Origin of the sequence: Martinezella lusitana, assembly GCF_016901135.1 — a bacterium.
GTDB lineage: Bacteria > Pseudomonadota > Alphaproteobacteria > Rhizobiales > Rhizobiaceae > Rhizobium > Rhizobium lusitanum_D.
Genome location: NZ_JAFEVL010000045.1, coordinates 319111 through 336505, shown reverse-complemented (window position 1 = coordinate 336505; position 17395 = coordinate 319111). Strand labels below are relative to the sequence as shown.

Genomic DNA, 17395 nt, shown 5'->3' with positions numbered 1-17395 from the left:
TGTAGGGCGAATGCTATCGAGATCTTGCTCTCTCGAATGGCGCTATACGCCACGCAGGACAATGATCCGCGAACCTGCTGCGGCCTGCCGCTGACGTGCGAGCGGCGCATATTCGGGCGACGCAAAGAGCGCGCGGACGGCATGCACGTCAGGGAACTCGATGATCAGCATGTTGGTCGCCTGCCATTCTTCGAGTTCGAGCGGGGCATCATCGAGAGCGATGAGGCGGCCGCCGGCTTTGGCCACCAGGGGGAGCGCCTTCGAGCGATAATTTGCAATGGCCTCAGGGTCGCGAATGTCGAGAGCGACAACGAGATAGGCGGACATGATTGTCTCCTTTTGATGTGTTCGAAATTTAGGGGTGTGTCTTTGAGTGCGGCGGCGCGGCTTTATGGCAAATGCCGCCACTTCGTCATGCGCTCTCGAAGATCGAGCGTGCCGCCATCCACGGTGAAGCTGCCGTCCCCGCGATGATGCATGGTCCGTTGCTCCTTGCGGGTCTCGTCGATCCAGATCCGCTTCACCTCGAGGATGAAGAGGTTGTAGCGATCGACAAGACTCGGATCGGCAACACGGCATTCGATATTGGCGAGGCAGTCCACCAGCAATGGCGCCGCGATATCCTTTGCCGGACGAGTCCTCAAGCCGAAGCGCTCGAACTTGTCCACCGTGTCACTGGAGCAGTTACCGATATCCACGACGGTTTCGGCAAGATCGACAGTCGGAATCGCGATCACGCATTCGCCGGTCTTTCTCAGCGCCTGGTAGCTGTAATCCCAGGGTCCGATGACGCAGCCGATCAGCGGCGGCGCATGCTGGATCATCATGTGAAAACCCATCGTCATGACGTTGGCTGCCCCCTCGAGGCTCGTCGTCACGAGGACGATCGGGCCGGGTTCGAGCAGACGATAGGCTTGCGAGGCGGAAATCTCGTTCATTGGATGCTCCTTCGCAGGTCGCCTCCCCGCATACATGCGGGGAAGCCGAAAGATGTTTGGTGAGTTACCAGCCCTGCTCGACCGGCAGAACGAAGAGTTCGGCAACGTCCACATGGGCAGGCGCTTGCGCTGCGAAGACGATCGTGTCGCCGATGTCCGCGCCCTGCAGGAACGTCATCTGCTTTGCGAGGTCATCCATCTGCTGGATATAGCCAGGGTCGGTGATGTGGTCGTAAAGCTCGGTGGCGACGGCGCCTGGCTGGATGCACGTCACCCGAATGTTGTGCTTCTGGCCGACTTCCATGCGCAGACCGTCGGAGAACGCGGCCACCGCATGCTTGGTGGCGCAATAGACCGACAGACCCTTGAAGACCTTGCGGCCGGCGATCGACGACATGTTGAAGATGTGGCCCGAATGCTGCTTGATCATCTGCGGCAGGACGGCAGCCGTGGTGTTCAAGAGGCCCTTGACGTTGACATCGACCATCCGGTGCCATTCGTCGACCTTGAACTGATCGACATCCGAAAGCGGCATCAGGCCGGCATTGTTGACGAGAATGTCGATTGCGCCATAGGCCTCGACCAGCTGTTTGACGCCGGCTTCGACAGAGGCCGGATCGACCACGTCCATTTCGATCACGAGCGCTTCACCGCCCTTGGAGGCTATCTCTTTTCTGAGCGCTTCAAGCTTGTGGTTACGACGGGCGGCGATGCCGACCTTTGCGCCGGCCTCGGCAAGCTTCAAAGCGGTAGCGGCTCCAATGCCGCTCGATGCGCCAGTGATCAGTGCGATTTTTCCATTGATGTTCGTCATGGTTTATCTCCTTGTCTTGGCGCCCTTCCGACTGAAAGGACGGTCGTGTTCGACAAGGAGGAGCATAAGGAGGAGGGCTTGGTCCCTCTCTCGGGACCTTGCGCGACCTGTCGGGATCTTGCTCAAATCAACGAAAACCGAGCCAAAATCCTAATCGCGGCGATAGTCACTGGGCGAGACGCCGGCCTCCCGGCGGAAAATCTGAGCGAAATGGCTGGGGCTCGAATATCCCACGGACATGCCGATCTCGATGATGCTGATGTCGGTTTCCTGCAGAAGCTGCCGGGCTTTGGCTATGCGCTGGCGAATGAAATAGTGGGATGGAGAAAGGCCAGTGGCCTTCTTGAACAGGCGGCTAAAGTGGAAAGCGCTCATGCCGGCCGTCTGCGCCAGACGCGCGAGATCGAACGGCTCCTGAAGGTTGGCTTCCATGAATGCAACGGCCCGCCGCAGCTTTGCGCCGGGGAGCGCGTTTGGCGGACGCGCCTCTGCGTCACAGATCGCGTAGTGTCGAATAAGATGAACCGCGAGTGTCTGCGCCAATCCCTGAACGAAGAGGTGGCTTCCCTGCCCTTCCGCCGTCAGTTCGGCATGGATCAGCTCCAGCATATGGGAAAGCCGTTGGTCACGGCCGCCCGATATCTCGCGCAGGCGCATGGCGCTGGCAGCCTTGCCGAGAATTTCTCCCGCCACCCGCTCAAACAGCTGAACGGAGAGATAAAGATGCATAACCTGGAAAGGCTCGGCTCCCTCGGCGCGCCAGCGCATTTCATACGGAGTAGGCGACCGCGTCAGAAAAAAGTCGCCAACTCTGACTGTGTTCGCGGCCCACTCCCCACCCAGATCCCGTTCTTCCACACAGGCCTGGCCGGAGATCACCCAAACGACGAGAGGTTCGGCGACCGCCGGCACAAGAAACGGCTCTTGCACCTTGAGGCGGGAAAACACCTGGACGAACATGTCGGTCCAGGCTGGTCCATCCCCGCTGACGAGTGTTCTGCCGGCAATGTATGTTTCCAGCCCGGCAGGTGACGTTCGGTGTGGAACCGAAGATGCGTCTTCTCGGCTATCGACTACCATCGTAACTCCAGCTGTGGGACTTCTGCTTTCCAACAAAAGTATTCATGTTGCGCAAGGAGGAACAGCATATCTGCAACGCCTATAATTCCCACCCATGGTTCCGGCGTGATCGAAAAGCAGGCACGTGCAAAGGGAGGTGACGCGGGCGCCGTCACCTTGTTTTCGGCTTCACGGTTGGCTTGTAGATCCGGCAGGATGGGCTCGCCAGCCGTCAACTATAAGAACCATCGCTTTCCGTCACAGATCACCGCCCGGGCGGTTTGGCACTATTTCCGGTTTCCGCCGAGCTTGCGATTGGCCGAAGAAATGCTGTTGGAACGCGGCCTCGTTGCATCCTATGAAACCATAGGGCGACGGGGCAGGAAGTTCGGCCCTGCCTATGCAGGGCGACTGCGGCGCAACAAACCGCAAGTAAATGATGTAGTTTCACAGCAACGCTTACAGTTCACACAAAAGCAACTTCCTGCTGCGCAAATTCATCGTTTTGCAAACATTCTCGCGTTGCAGCCAAGGGCAAAAGAGTCCTAAGAGATGTCTTAGAGCGCTGATAAGCTTGTTATTTGACGCCATGACGGACGCTGCCTGCAGTGGGTAGTAAGTCCAGGCGAGCAGACCCCCATCAAATCGTTATCAAAACCTTTTCCACCCTATAGATGGCATTTACATGCGCGCCTCTATCAAACTCGTTCCGGCGATGCTTTTCATCGTGCTGACTTCGCAAATTCGAAGGTCTGCAGGCAATCTGCTTACCCACATCGCTTCCTTTGATGTCAACTCTAAACTCTTTTTGGTCCTCACAGCTAAGTAAGATGATCTAAGTAATTTTCACCGAGAATACCGGGCGCAGAAGACGTGTTTATGATTAAGCATGAGCACCAAGATCGATGCGTTCGCTCGGACGAGAAAACATATGATGATAAATTTGTTTTCTACAAGAATATAGCCTGTGGGGGAACATGCTAGATTTTTTTAAAAACAGAGCTGGAAAGCAGCTTGCCGTACTGATGTCAGGATCCACACTGTTGTGGATCATCGGATATGTTTTGCATCGAACTATCTTCGGCAGCCTCAGTAGGTTCGACGCTGATACCATAGATATTCTTTTTCTAACGTTCATCCTCTTGGGAGGGGCGAGCTTTATCTATTCACTTCTGCGAATTCTCGACTTGCGCAAGGAAATGCAGAGGCAAGCGGAGCAAGGAAAGCGAGCGCATTGGATCGCTACACACGACCATCTCACGCTCCTTCCCAACAGATATGCTCTGGAGAAGTTTGAAATTATCACGACCGAGATAGGGGTACATGACGATAGAGCCCCAACGGCGACGATTTTCTCCATAGACCTGGACGGCTTCAAAAAGGTCAATGATCTTGTCGGTCATCACGGAGGCGACAGGCTTCTGCAGGAAGTCTCGAAACGACTGTCCGCATTCACGGATGGCTCGAGCGTTTTTCGTCTTGGCGGCGATGAATTTCTTATCATAGCCAGGGGGCTTGAGCCGCTAAAAGAGGAGAAGTTCGCAAAACTGCTTATTCACGCCATCAGTGGCCCCATCCAAATTGGCACGATATCTTGTCAAGTCGGTGCCAGCGTAGGATACGCTCGCTGGCCGGACCAAGGCCACGATCTGAAGGATGTTTGCCACCGATCAGACGTGGCGCTGTACGAAGCCAAGAGCATCGGCGCCAATACTGCCTTGCAATTTTGCGCGGAAATGCAAATGAAGGTCACTACGCGCGCGAAGCTGGAAGGAGAGCTTCGAAAGGCCATAGCCGAATGCGAGATCAAGCCATTTTATCAGCCTTTGATTGATCTTCGCTCCGGGGACGTCTGTGGGTTCGAGGCGCTCGCCAGATGGATCGCGGATGATGGCAAGAGCGTTTCGCCGCAAGTGTTCATTCCCATTGCGGAAGAGACGGGGTTGATGACGCCTCTATTTCAGCAACTCCTCCGGAAAGCTTGCGAGGAAGCCAAGCATTGGCCTGATCATGTATCGCTTTCATTCAACGTCTCGGCGATTCAAATGGATGATCGGCTTCTCGCCTCTCGGATCCTCAAAATTCTTGACGACGTTGGATTGCCGCCGTCCAGGCTTGAAGTTGAGATCACAGAAAACGCCCTTATTCGTGACCCGGACCTCGCCGCTTCAATTATCGATGATCTTCATGGCGCAGGAATTCAAATCGCCCTCGACGACTTTGGCACTGGCTATTCCAGCCTCGCCCAGCTCGCGCGATATCAGTTCGACAAGATCAAAATCGACAAGAGTTTCGTCAGGTCAGCGCACCAGTACGGCGATCGGCATGAAAAAATCGTGCAGGCGCTATTGATCATGAGTCGCGGCTTGGATGTGAAAACAACCGTTGAAGGCATAGAGAAATATGCAGAACTGGCATACTTCTTACGCGAGGGTTGCGATATCGGACAAGGCTACCTGTTCGGGCAAGCCATGCCATTTATTGAGACAATATCGTATCTGCGCGATCGCCAGAATGGTCTCAAAACCGCGTAGCTTCTTCTTTCGTCCCTGCCGCTGACGATGAGAGTAATTTGCAAGACCCGTTTGTCGTTCTGCAGTTAATTTTCAGAATTGCATGCGAACGATTTCAGATAGTTAGCCTTACACCTCAATTGAGATTTGGCAGCGACGGGTATGACACCCGCGGAATTTCCCGACGGCACAGAAATTTCAGAGAAAACAAATATTAAGGCCGACACAATTACAACTAATTTGAGAATTTTTCTCCAGAATTCTCCTATTTAAACGTGAAGACTCGCAGAAACATCCGTATTCTCTCGACTAACTGCCAAGAGACACAAAAGCAGAAGACCGTTTTACCTTAACAATTCTTGTCTCACTGCTGAGAAATTACCGGTCTTCCTGCGTTTTATATGCTGTTAACTCTGTTGCGATATTTTCAACCCTGGAAAATAAATCTGGACTTGCCCAAATGAAGCGCCTTCTTGTCTTAGCTTCCGCCTGCACCTTCCTAATTGGCCAGTCCGGCATCGCGGCGGACCTTTCCGCTTATCGGCGCCCGTTGATGATACCGTTCGAGGGCCAGACGACTTACTCGCCGCAGCTCGCGACACTCGGCAAGATGCTGTTCTTTGACCCACGGCTGTCGGGTAATAAAAACATGACCTGCGCGAGCTGTCACAATCCTTCCTTCGGCTTTGAAACGCCGGTGACGACACCGATCGGCGCGGCCAATACAGCGCTTCCGAGACAGGCGCCCACTATTCTGAATGTCGCGTGGGTCACCACCTTCTTCTGGGATGGACGCGCACCTAACCTGGAGACGCAAGCAGCCGGCCCGATCGACGCTCCGGCCGAAATGAACGGCAAACTCGATAATGTCGTCGGAGAGATCAATAAAATACCGGACTACAAGAAATGGTTCGGTGAGGTTTTTCCTGATCAGGGTGTAACCAAGCAAACGATGCTGACTGCGATTGCGACCTACGAACGCACGGTCGTATCGGATTGGTCGCCATTTGATCGATGGGTGGATGGCGACGAGAAAGCTGTTTCCGAAAGCGCCAAAAGAGGTTTCGAACTGTTCACCGGCTCGGCTGGCTGTTCCTCCTGCCACACAGGCTGGAACTTCACCGACAATAAGTTTCATGACATTGGTCTGCCGGGTGATGACATCGGCCGCTATAAGATTGATGCGAGCGACCCGAACAACAAATATTCCTTCAAGACGCCTGGCCTGCGCAACACGCTCTATCGTAACCCCTACATGCATGACGGCAGCCTAAAGACGATAGGCGAGGTCATCGACCATTATGAGAGTGGCGGCATCAATCGCCCGTCGCTCGATCCCGCGCTGACACCCATCTCCCTTACGGATGAAGAACGGAAAGATCTTATCGCATTCCTTGGCACCCTCACCGCCGAAAAGCAGGACCTTCCACTGCCGACGCTACCGAACTGAGGAACGAACGATGAAACTTTCGATACGCACGCAGATTCTCGTTCCAATGGTTGCCACGATCGTTGTCGGTTTCGGTATCGCTTTGCTGGTAGGCCACCAGGCAATCATTGGCCAGAACAATGTCGCAATGGTCGTACAGGAGGCGGTGAACGCCAAAATGCTGTCCGCGCGGGTCGAACGGCAGTTCAAGGACGCGACGTCGGTCGTTGACCGTGTTCTTTCGATGACAAATTACGTTTCGGCCGCGGACGTGAAATCCGCATTCGATAAAAGCAACGGCGCATTGACGCAATCGCTCGATGAACTCCGCAAAGTCGATCTCGCCGATTCTCTGACGAAGAGAGTGGAGGCGCTTCGCAAGGCGCACGACACTTGGGAAAATGACGTCAAGATCAGCCTTGGACTTCAACAGTCGCAGGAGGTTCCGACTGCCGAGAAGCTGGCGCGTTCGCAGCAGGCGATCCTGACAAGTATCACTGATGTCAACGACATCGTTGATGAGGTCGCGACCGAAAGCGTCGCGGCGGCCGGCAGTGCATTGGCATCGAAAATTGAGACGGAATTGGCGCTGGCAGGTATCGGCGCAATCGTCGGCCTCGGTATTTTGGTGGCAATCGCACGGCACGTGTCCCGCCCGATCCAACGGATAACGCGGTCTATGGAGGAACTTGCCGCTGGCCAGACCAATAAGGTGATCCCGTATGCTGGTCGACGAGATGAGATCGGGCAGATGGCCGGATCGGTGGAGGTCTTCCGTCAGAACGCGATCGCCCGGGCCGAGCTCGAAAGCAAAGCCGAAGAAAGCCGCCGTTTGGCGGAGGCTAATCGACTGGCCGACCAGGAAACGGCCGAGAAGAACGCCGCACATAGGTTGACGATCGCTACATCGGGGCTTGCAGCAGGCCTCAAGCGATTGGCTGGCGGCGACCTCGCCTTCCATCTGACAAATCAATTTTCGCCGGAATTCGAGCCGCTACGGCACGACTTCAACGCGTCGGTGGAGCAACTTGCCGAAACATTGCTTTCCGTCTCCGAAAGTGTGTCAATCATCAATAGCGGCACCCGCGAGATCAGTCATGGGTCCAACGAGCTCTCAGGCCGCACAGAGCGGCAGGCGGCGACGCTTGAGGAGACGGTTGCTGCGCTGAGCGCGGTGACCAGCAAGGTCGCGGAATCCTCCAAGATTGCTGAAGAGGTTCGCAGCATGGCCGATAACGCCAATCGCAGCGCCATGGCATCAGGAAAGGTGCTCGCGCAAACTGTTGAAGCGATGAGCCAGATAGAGGAATCGTCGAGGCAGATCAACAACATCATTGGTGTCATAGATCAAATCGCGTTCCAAACGAACCTCCTGGCGCTTAACGCCGGCGTCGAGGCGGCCCGCGCTGGCGATGCGGGCAAAGGTTTTGCTGTGGTGGCGCAGGAAGTTCGCGAGCTTGCGCAACGTTCTGCAAACGCGGCCAAGGAGATCAAGGAGCTCATTAGCCGATCCTCCGCGAAGGTCGTTAGCGGCGCCGAACTGGTTAACCAGACGGGTGCAGCGCTCGGCGACATTAGCCACTACATCGTCGACATTAATGGGTCTATGGAGACACTCGCGGCATCGGCGCGCGAGCAGTTGACCGGCCTATCGGAAGTCAATCTGGCCATGCACAATCTGGATCAGGTGACACAGCAGAACGCCTCCATGGTAGAGGAGACCACCGCCGCCAGCGTCACGCTCGCCGGCGAGGCAGAACGGCTGCGTGAATTGGTGACGCATTTTGAATTGAGCGAAGCGCCGTCTGGCGCCCAATCCCGCCGCGCTGCTGCCTAAGCAACGCTGCCTGCTATCGACGGCAAGCAGGCGATTCTCGTTCGAACGCTTCGCAATCCTGGGGCTCATGGCGTCCAACTCGAACTTCGCGCCTTTGGACAGCCACAATCGGGTGATCCTGGTTCAATGTCTAATCAATTGATATTATAGTGTTATTTAAAACGATTGGATACTGTGGCGTTACCCGGTCTCATCCTCAGAACGTATATAGACCTGCAGCGTATAGCCGATATGCTCCGTCATCAGCGCCTTGGCACGCTCGGGATCGCGGTCGAGGGCCGCTTCCATCAGCGCCGTGTGATGCTCGATCGCCATCGCATCCTGCAGGGCTGCGGCTGCCTTCTCATAGCCGATCGTCAGACCAGCAGCGGCGCGCTGTGTCGGCGCCAAACCAAGGAAGCGGTGGTGGCGGCGAAGCTGATCGGTGATGGTGGCCTGAAAGCGCAAAAGCCAGTTCGATGTCGCCGCGCTCACGAGCGCTGCATGGAAAGCCGTATGCTTCTCGTCCCATTCGTCAGCCATCTCGTCCGAAGCAGCGTCAGGCACGATCTTGCAGCGCGACAGGCGATAATGTGCCGTGACGACGGCCGATTCCCAATCCGGACCGCCCTTTTCGATTGATTCCAACAGCAGCGGCAGTTCGACGACCATGCGCGCCCGCATCAAGTCCTCCAGCTCGGCGCGCGATACGGGCGCGACAGCGAAACCGCGATTGCTGACGGCAGTCACCAGTTTTTCGGCCTCCAGCCGCGACAGCGCCTCGCGAAGCGGAGTCCAGCCAACGCCATAGGCATCCCGCAGAGCGGCAAGCCTCAGGGATGCGCCAGGCCTCAGCCTGGTGTTGAGAATGTCGCGCCGTAACAGCCAATAGGCGGCCTCCGTCTTGCTCAACGCGTCCTTGTCCTGCATGGCGCCCATCCCAATCCTCACATTCCCCGGATTATATATAAAATAGCTGTAGCGAGAAATTATATATTAAAGCCGTCCATGGTGCATATCATATATCGCAAATTGACAGGCTTGCAGCAGTCGCTATGATCCCGCCCAAGAAAGCCGAAAAACACGGCTCCTTGACACATCCGGGAGGGAAATATGCGCAGATCCACGTCCAAATGGCTGTCCGGCCTCGTGATTGCCGGTGCCTTCATGGCAAGCGTCGCCACGGCGACGGCTGAGCCGATCAAGATCGCAATCGCCAATTTCGGCGAACATCCGCAGCTCAATGCCTCGATTGCCGGCTTCAAGAAGGCGCTCGCCGACAATGGCTTCGTCGAAGGCAAGGATGTCGTCTATTCCGAAAGCAACACGAGCTTCGATGCCTCGCTTGTGCCGCAGATGATCGCCAAGCTGCAGTCCGAACATCCGAAGCTGATGTACACGGTCACCACACCGGTCTCGCAGATCGCCAAGAAGGCGCTCGCCGGCTCCGGCATTCCGATCGTCTTTTCGGCCGTGACCGATCCGGTCGCCGCCAAGCTCGTCCCCTCCTGGGATGCCGGCGGCGACGGCATTACCGGTGCAAGCGACCTGCAGGACATCGCCGCCATCATGACCTTCACCAAGAAGCTGCTTCCGAATGCCAAGCGCTTCGGCCTGCCTTATAACCCGGGCGAGGCCAATGACGTTGCCCTTCTTGAAAAGGTCAAGCAGGCCGCACCGGCAGCCGGCTTCGAAGTCGTTCCCGTCGGCGTCGACAACGTCAACGACATCCAGCAGCGCATCGCATCGCTCGCCGGCAAGGCAGACGTGATCTACACGCCCGCCTCCAATCTCCTGCAGCCGGCAATCACCGCCGTTTCTTCCGCCGCCCGTCAGGCACAGATCCCGATCGTCAATTCCGATGACGCCGCGGTTCGTAGCGGCATCGTGCCCGCGAGCTTCGCCGTCAACTACGAGCAGGTCGGCGAAAATGCCGGCAAGATCGCGGCCCAGATCCTCAAGGGTGCCGATCCGAAGACGATCAAGCCCTCGCTTCCGGCCTATGCCGACCATGCGCCGCTGATCAACAAGACTGTGCTGAAGGCATTCGGCGCCGAAGTGCCGGCGTCGCTTGCCGATTGCAATTGCTTCACGAAGTGATCGGCGGCATCTTCTAGAGATCATTCGGATCCATGGCGGCGTCACGAACGCCGCCATTTTCCAAGCCTACACTGCAGGGGAGGCACGGATGCTGGACATCAAATCCGCGCGCAAGGTTTTCTACAGGGGCCAGCCGGACGAGAAAGTCGCGCTCAACGGCCTGACACTCTCCCTCAAATCCGGTGAATTCGGCGTCGTCATCGGCTCGAACGGCGCGGGCAAGAGCAGCATGCTCAACGCGATTTCCGGCGCGCTCAGCCTCGATTCCGGAGAGATAATCGTCAACGGCGACGACGTCACCAACATGCCGGTGCACAAGCGTGCCGCACGCCTTGCCCGTGTGTTCCAGGACCCGATGAAAGGAACCGCCGCCAGCATGACGGTCGGCGAGAACATGCTTCTTGCCGAGCTGCGCGGCAAGAAACGCGGGTTGCGACCCGGACTGAACGCCTCCCGCCTCGCTATCTATAAGGAGCGCCTCTCCGTTCTCGGCCTCGGCCTCGAGAACCGGCTGGATACCAAGGTGGAGCTGCTTTCGGGCGGCCAGCGGCAATCGCTCTCCCTCATCATGGCGGTCGGCGGCTCGCCCGATGTGCTGCTGCTCGATGAACATACGGCAGCGCTTGATCCCCGCACCGCCGACATCGTCATGCAGGCGACGGTACGCACCGTCGAGGCGCTGAAGCTGACGACCCTGATGGTGACGCACAACATGCAGCATGCCGTCGATTTCGGCGACAGCATCATCATGCTCGACGCCGGGCGCGTCCATCTCGAAATTACCGGGGAAGGAAAGCGACGCATCACGGTGCCCGAACTGATCGGTCATTTCGCCGTCAAGACCGACCGCATGCTGCTGGTGAGCTGATATCATGGATTTCATTCAGACAACCTTCTCGAGCTTCGTCTCGCTCATTCCAGTCACACTGGCGCAGAGCTTCATCCTGAGCTTCGTCGTCCTCGGGATCATGATTCCCTTCCGCATGCTGAGCTTTCCGGACCTGACCAGCGAGGGCGCATTTCCGCTTGGCGGCTGCATCAGCGGCATTCTGCTTGCGGCCGGCGTCACACCGCCGCTCGCCATCGTCGTGGCCTTCGCCGTCGGCCTTGCCGCCGGCTGCTGCACGGCGTTCATCCACCTGCGCTTCCGCATTCACACGCTGCTTGCCGGCATCCTGATGTCGACCATGCTTTACAGCATCAACCTCGCCATCATGGGAAAATCGAACCTCTCCGTCTTCGGCTCGCCGACCGTGTTCGACTGGGTGCCGTTCACCGAGGCCGGCTTTCCCGCGAGCAAGATCGTTGTTGCCGGTTTCATCGCTCTTATCGTGCTGATTGCGCTTAATCTCTACTTCAAGACGGAAAAGGGCACGGCGATGCGCGCCGTCGGCTCCAATCCCGACATGGCCGAGGCACAGGGCATCAATGTCTGGGCCGCGACTATCGGCGGCGTCGGCATCGCCAGCGCGTTTTCCGCAACGGGCGGCGCATTGATGGTGCAGTCGCAGGGCTTTGCCGATGTCAACATGGGGATCGGCATCCTGATCAACGGCCTTGCCGCGCTGATGATCGGCGAGGCCTTCACCGGCAAGCAGAGCGTGCTGCGTCAGCTGCTGGCCCCCTTCGTCGGCTCGATCATCTATTATCAGCTCGTGTCGCTCTGCCTTGCGGCCGGCATGCCGCCGCCGAACCTGAAACTTGCCACCGGCCTGTTCGTGCTCGCCATGCTGGCACTGCCAAGCATCCGCCGCAGCCGCGGGGGAGCACCTGCGCGGGAAACCATTCGCGAATAAATCAAGAGGCAATATCATGGACAGCCTTCCCGATCTCGCCGCCGTCGAGGCCCTGGACGAGGCCGATCCGCTGCGTGCCTTCCGCAGCCGTTTTGCCCTGCCGGCCGGCGTCATCTACCTTGATGGCAATTCGCTCGGCGCGGCATCGCACGAGGTTTTTGCCGAAGTGCGCCAGGCGGCCATGGAGGAATGGGGCAATGGCCTGATCCGCAGCTGGAACAGCGCCGGATGGTTTCATCTGCCGCTCGAGCTCGGCGACCGCATCGGCCGGCTGATCGGCGCCGCCGAAGGCCAGACTGTCGTCACCGACTCCACGTCGATCAACATCTACAAGGCGCTGCATGCGGCTTTGACGATGCGGCCGGACCGCAACGTCATCGTCGCCGAAGGTGACAGTTTCCCGACCGACCTCTATATGGCCGAGGGCGTGGCCTCGACCCGTTCCGGCGTTAGGCTCCGTCTTGAAGGTCGCGATGCCGATAACATCGAGGAGCTGATTGACGAGGGTGTCGCCGTCGTCCTCATCAACCATGTCAACTACAAGAGCGGCGAATTGCGCGACATGGCGGCGCTGACCAAGCGCATCCAGGCGGCGGGCGCCCTTGTCATCTGGGATCTGTGCCATAGCGCCGGCGCGCTTCCGGTCGATCTCGATGGCGCAAACGCCGATTTCGCCGTCGGCTGCTCCTATAAATATCTGAACGGCGGCCCTGGAGCCCCGGCCTTCATCTATGCGGCCCGCCGCCATCACGCATCGATCGTCCAGCCGCTCAGCGGCTGGTGGGGCCATGCTCGTCCCTTTGCCTTCGAGCGAAGCTTCGACGGTGACGTCGGCATCAAGCGTTTCCTCTGCGGCACACAGCCCATTCTGTCGTTGCGGGCGCTAAAGGGTGCGCTTTCGATGTGGGACGAAGTGGACATGAATGCTCTGCGCCGGAAAAGCATAGCGCTCACCGATCTCTTCATCCGGCTGGTCGAAGCGAAGTGCGGCCAATATGGCGTTGTATTGGACACCACGCGCGACAGCGAAAGACGCGGCAGCCAGGTTTCCTTCACCCACGGCAATGGCTATGAGGTCATGCAAGCGCTGATCGAGCGTGGCGTCATCGGTGATTTCCGCGCGCCCTCGACATTGCGCTTCGGCTTTACGCCGCTCTATGTCAGCTATCGCGATGTGTGGCTGGCAGCTTCGGTGCTGGAAGAGATTCTGAGCAGCGGATCCTGGCAGGACGCACGCTTTGCCGTGCGCTCGGCTGTAACCTGATCCATTGTCGCCGATTGCCGAAACGGAGGAGCTATAGATGAGCTATTTCAAGGTCACCGATTGGGATAGCGCCTATACCAACGGCGCCTATATCGTCGACGGCGATCGGTGGCCGGATGCCTGGGTCGAGCCCGCTCGATCCTTCCGCGACCGTCTGACGGCAGCCGGACGCGCCAGACTAGACCTCGTCTACGGTCCCGCCGAGCGCAATCGCTTCGATCTCTTCCTGCCCGAAGGACACCCGAAGGGACTGGTCGTCTTCGTTCATGGCGGCTACTGGCTGCAACTGGACAAAAGCTATTGGTCGCATCTGGCAGTAGGCCCGATTGCTGCAGGCTACTCGGTCGCCATCCCGTCCTACACGCTCTGCCCGGCAATCCGCATTGGCGGGATCGGCAGGGAAGTTGCGGCAGCGATTACAACAGCGGCAGGCATGGTCGACGGCCCCGTGATCCTGACGGGACACTCGGCCGGCGGTCAGCTCGTGGCTCGCATGATGACGACGACGTCACCGCTGGACGAGGCGATCCTCAAACGCATCCGCCATGTCCTTGCGATTTCCGGCTTGCACGATCTCCGCCCGATCATGAAGCGGGCCATGAACGCGCAGCTTCGCATCGATATGGCCGAGGCACAAAGCGAGAGCCCGGCGCTCTTGGAACCCTTAAGCGATATCCGCCTCACTTGCTGGGTCGGCGGCGCGGAGCGTGCCGAATTCATCCGCCAGAACGCACTGCTTGCCAATATCTGGACCGGACTTGGCGCCGCAACGGAAGTGGTGGTCGAGCCTGACCGGCATCACTATACGGTACTCGACGGCCTCACCGATGTCTCTCATCCACTGACGCGAGCCTTGCTCGCGGATTGAAGCTTGTAGTCAATGAAACACACCCTCGGCACGCATCGTCCACGCCGAGGGTGTGGCAAATGTCACTCGTTGACGGGCGCATTCATGGCCCAGGTGACGCCGAAGGAATCGCGGAGCTGGCCCCAGCGATCGCCCCAGAACATCACCTGCGGCTCGATGATGACCTCCAAGCCTGCATCGACAGCACGCTTCCACCAGGCATCGAAGTCCTCGACGACCAGCTGCATCACGAACGACTGCGGCTTTTCCAGCGCATGGCCATACTCGGGAAAGGCATCGCCGAGCATGACCGAGCTGCCGTTGATGTAGAGATGGATGTGCATCGTCCGGCCCTTCTCGTCGACCGGAAACATGAAGGCCTCTTCGGCATCGAAGGCACGCTTGTAGAATTCGGCCGCCTTTACCGGGCCGTCCACCGTCAGATAGGCCACGACGCCGCCGTGAACCGGCACGCGGGGCTGCGAGGGTTGCGTCTGTTCTGCTGTATCGGTCATGTTCGTCTCCTTGCGAACGGGTTTGCGTGTCACGCCCTTGCGGTGGGCTGCCCCAAGGACGTCGACCGAAAAGACTTCCCGACAAAAGGAGATCGATTTTTTAAATTATTTTTCGGAAGCACGGGGGCATTCTATCCGAAGATCACCCATGCGCCGGCTTGCGGGCGCGGACGACTTTTGCGGGATAGATCTCGCTGAAGATGCGCGCCTCCGCCTCATCGCGCGGCATCGGCCGGCCGAGCAGGAAGCCTTGTACTTCGCTATAGCCTTCGGCGCGTAATTTCGCCAACTGCTCCTCCGTCTCGATGCCCTCCGCAAGCGTCACGGCATTGAAGCCAGAGGCAATACCGACGACGGCACGCACGATCGCCAGATTGCCGGGATCGGTCTCCATGCCGGCGACGAAGCTGCGGTCGAGCTTGATCTTGTCGAAAGAGAAGGAGCGCAGGTAGCTGAGCGACGAGTAGCCGGTGCCGAAATCGTCGATGGCAATGCGGATGCCGAGCTCTTTCAGGGCGCGCAGCAGCGACAGGCTTTGCTCGACCTCGGAAAGCAGGACGGATTCGGTAACCTCGATCTCCAGCCGCCCGGGGAGAAGACCGGTCTCATCCAAAACCGAGACGACGGTCGCGAGCAGGCTTGCATGACGGAACTGATAGACCGAAAGGTTGATGGCGATTTTCAGATCGCCTGGCCATTGCCTCGCGGTCCGGCAGGCCTCCCGCAATACCCAGTCGCCGATCGGCACGATCATGCCGGTTTCCTCGGCAACGGGGATGAACTCGGCCGGCGCAATCAGCCCACGCGTCGGATGGTGCCAGCGGATCAAAGCCTCGAAACCCGACAACCCGTCATTGTCCAGCCGAATGATCGGCTGATAATAGAGTTCGAATTCGTTCCTCTGCAGGGCTTCGCGAAGCTCCAGGGTGAGTTGATGGCGCCGCTCCGCCTCAAGCCGCATATCAGTCTGGTAGAAGCGATAGGTCGATCGGCCACTGCCTTTTGCCGCATAGAGCGCCAGATCCGCATCCCGCATCAAAACGTCGGCATCGCCGCCATGTTCCGGCGCCATCGCGATACCGATGCTGCAGGTCACATGCTCGCGGACGCCATCGAGATCGAAGGGCACGGAGAGCGACAACAGCAGCAGATCGGTGAAGCGCTGGGCCCGCCCGGCATCCGTCATCTTCAGCACCAGGGCGAACTCATCACCGCCGAGGCGGGCGACAAGATCGTTCTTCTCGGCAAGCTGCAGGAGACGCTGGGCAACCTGGCGCAGCAGCATGTCGCCGGCGGCATGGCCCTTGCTGTCGTTGATATCCTTGAAATGATCGACGTCGATGTAGAGAAGCGCGATCGGCTTTTCGGGTGTCGCGGCCGCCACTTGCCGGACGATGCTCTCGGAAAAGAAAGCGCGATTCGGCAGACCAGTCAGGGAATCGTGCATGGCAAGATGTGCAAGCTTGGCCTCGACGCTGCGCTCTTCCGTGACATCCTGCGAGATGCCGAGAAGGTAGCGCGGCGCCTGCCCTTTGGGCGCAGGCAGTATCCGCTTGGCTGTCTTCACGATGCGCGGAACTCCATCCAGCGCACGGATGGTTTCTTCGAAGCCGACTGTTGTCGCCGTGTCGAAGGCAAGCCTGTCCTGTTCGCGAAAGATCGCCGTCTGCTCGTCGGGAAATATCGCTTCGTCCGGCCTGCCGATCACGTCCTTCGCCCGCAGCCCGACGATGCCGCCGCAGGCCTCGTTGAACAGGATATAGCGGCCGCCCTTCGCCATATCCTTGACGAAAACGCCAACCGGCAGATTGTCGACGATGCTGTCAAGCAGCGACTGCGTGGCATCGACCTGCCGACGGGCAGCGTTGACCTCGGTGCGATCCTGAACGATCGCCAGGATTGCCGCCTTGCCGTCGAAGCAAATTTCACGCCCATAGGTCAAAACCTCGAACGTCTGGCCATCGGCTTTCAGATGCGTCCAACGCTGCGCCGTCTCCATGTCCGTGCGCTGGTGAACGGCCTCGAGCATACGCACGCGCTCCTCCAAAGGCCGGATATCGAGGACGGTCATGACCGAAAAGGCGGCGTGGCTGAAGCCATAGAGATCGCGGGCGGCATCATTGACGATCAGGAATTTCAAAGTCTTGGGATCATAGACCCACATCGGCGAGGGATGCGTCTTGAAAAGCGACCGAAAATCGTCGTTCGGGGCGTCGGGCCAAACGGAATTCATGGACGGATCGACCTTGCCAATTCGAGTTGAACTATCAGCGAATTGAAAAGTCATAATCTAAAAAGTTAAAT

15 protein-coding genes and 1 pseudogene are annotated in these 17395 nt (G+C 58.2%); 9 read left to right on the top strand and 7 right to left on the bottom strand.

Going from position 1 to position 17395, the window contains the following annotated elements; genetic code table 11:
* Positions 1-42: 42 nt before the first annotated feature.
* From JTP94_RS17415 to JTP94_RS17400, 4 genes are all read right to left on the bottom strand, one after another.
* Positions 43-327, bottom strand: coding sequence for a DUF1330 domain-containing protein (locus JTP94_RS17415; RefSeq protein ID WP_204851728.1), 285 nt, complete (start codon positions 325-327; stop codon positions 43-45).
* A gap of 62 nt (positions 328-389) precedes the next feature.
* On the bottom strand, positions 390-938 hold the full coding sequence (locus JTP94_RS17410; protein ID WP_204851727.1) for a flavin reductase family protein: 549 nt from the start codon (positions 936-938) through the stop codon (positions 390-392).
* A 64-nt stretch (positions 939-1002) separates the two neighbouring features.
* Positions 1003-1752 carry an SDR family oxidoreductase gene (locus tag JTP94_RS17405; RefSeq protein WP_204851726.1) on the bottom strand — a complete coding sequence of 250 codons (750 nt, stop codon included), beginning with the start codon at positions 1750-1752 and terminating at the stop codon, positions 1003-1005.
* 150 nt (positions 1753-1902) lie between these two features.
* Entirely contained in the window at positions 1903-2832 is a 930-nt protein-coding gene (locus tag JTP94_RS17400; RefSeq protein WP_204851725.1) for a helix-turn-helix domain-containing protein, read from the bottom strand.
* A 195-nt stretch (positions 2833-3027) separates the two neighbouring features.
* Here JTP94_RS17400 and JTP94_RS17395 point away from each other — a divergent pair.
* The 4 genes and pseudogenes from JTP94_RS17395 to JTP94_RS17380 form a co-directional block, all read left to right on the top strand.
* Positions 3028-3255 (top strand): annotated as a pseudogene (locus tag JTP94_RS17395) (IS6 family transposase); the annotation flags it as partial.
* Positions 3256-3788: 533 nt separating this feature from the next.
* Positions 3789-5345, top strand: a complete 1557-nt coding sequence (locus tag JTP94_RS17390; RefSeq protein WP_204851724.1) for a bifunctional diguanylate cyclase/phosphodiesterase — start codon at positions 3789-3791, stop codon at positions 5343-5345.
* A gap of 439 nt (positions 5346-5784) precedes the next feature.
* Positions 5785-6774 carry a cytochrome-c peroxidase gene (locus JTP94_RS17385; protein ID WP_204851723.1) on the top strand — a complete coding sequence of 330 codons (990 nt, stop codon included), beginning with the start codon at positions 5785-5787 and terminating at the stop codon, positions 6772-6774.
* 10 nt (positions 6775-6784) lie between these two features.
* Positions 6785-8590 carry a methyl-accepting chemotaxis protein gene (locus JTP94_RS17380; RefSeq protein ID WP_204852312.1) on the top strand — a complete coding sequence of 602 codons (1806 nt, stop codon included), beginning with the start codon at positions 6785-6787 and terminating at the stop codon, positions 8588-8590.
* A gap of 180 nt (positions 8591-8770) precedes the next feature.
* Here JTP94_RS17380 and JTP94_RS17375 read toward each other — a convergent pair whose 3' ends face one another.
* Complete coding sequence (locus tag JTP94_RS17375; protein ID WP_204851722.1) at positions 8771-9499, bottom strand: GntR family transcriptional regulator; 729 nt, start codon at positions 9497-9499, stop codon at positions 8771-8773.
* Positions 9500-9682: 183 nt separating this feature from the next.
* Here JTP94_RS17375 and JTP94_RS17370 point away from each other — a divergent pair, with 183 nt between their 5' ends.
* The 5 genes from JTP94_RS17370 (at position 9683) to JTP94_RS17350 (ending at position 14597) form a co-directional block, all read left to right on the top strand.
* Positions 9683-10669, top strand: a complete 987-nt coding sequence (locus JTP94_RS17370) for an ABC transporter substrate-binding protein (protein ID WP_204851721.1) — start codon at positions 9683-9685, stop codon at positions 10667-10669.
* An 88-nt stretch (positions 10670-10757) separates the two neighbouring features.
* The gene (locus tag JTP94_RS17365) at positions 10758-11537 is read left to right on the top strand and encodes an ABC transporter ATP-binding protein (RefSeq protein ID WP_204851720.1); all 780 of its coding nucleotides are present in this window, start codon (positions 10758-10760) and stop codon (positions 11535-11537) included.
* A gap of 4 nt (positions 11538-11541) precedes the next feature.
* On the top strand, positions 11542-12465 hold the full coding sequence (locus tag JTP94_RS17360) for an ABC transporter permease (RefSeq protein ID WP_204851719.1): 924 nt from the start codon (positions 11542-11544) through the stop codon (positions 12463-12465).
* A 16-nt stretch (positions 12466-12481) separates the two neighbouring features.
* Positions 12482-13729 (top strand): kynureninase, encoded by a 1248-nt coding sequence (gene kynU / locus JTP94_RS17355; protein ID WP_204851718.1) that lies wholly within the window; start codon positions 12482-12484, stop codon positions 13727-13729.
* Between the two features lie 37 nt (positions 13730-13766).
* Positions 13767-14597: an alpha/beta hydrolase gene (locus JTP94_RS17350; protein WP_204851717.1), complete on the top strand. Its 831-nt coding sequence runs from the start codon at positions 13767-13769 to the stop codon at positions 14595-14597.
* Between the two features lie 62 nt (positions 14598-14659).
* On the opposite strand, the gene JTP94_RS17345 is transcribed toward JTP94_RS17350, so the two are convergent.
* Together JTP94_RS17345 and JTP94_RS17340 are read right to left on the bottom strand one after the other, a co-directional pair.
* Entirely contained in the window at positions 14660-15091 is a 432-nt protein-coding gene (locus tag JTP94_RS17345; protein WP_204851716.1) for a glyoxalase/bleomycin resistance/extradiol dioxygenase family protein, read from the bottom strand.
* 142 nt (positions 15092-15233) lie between these two features.
* Positions 15234-17324: a bifunctional diguanylate cyclase/phosphodiesterase gene (locus tag JTP94_RS17340; RefSeq protein WP_204851715.1), complete on the bottom strand. Its 2091-nt coding sequence runs from the start codon at positions 17322-17324 to the stop codon at positions 15234-15236.
* Positions 17325-17395: the final 71 nt, after the last annotated feature.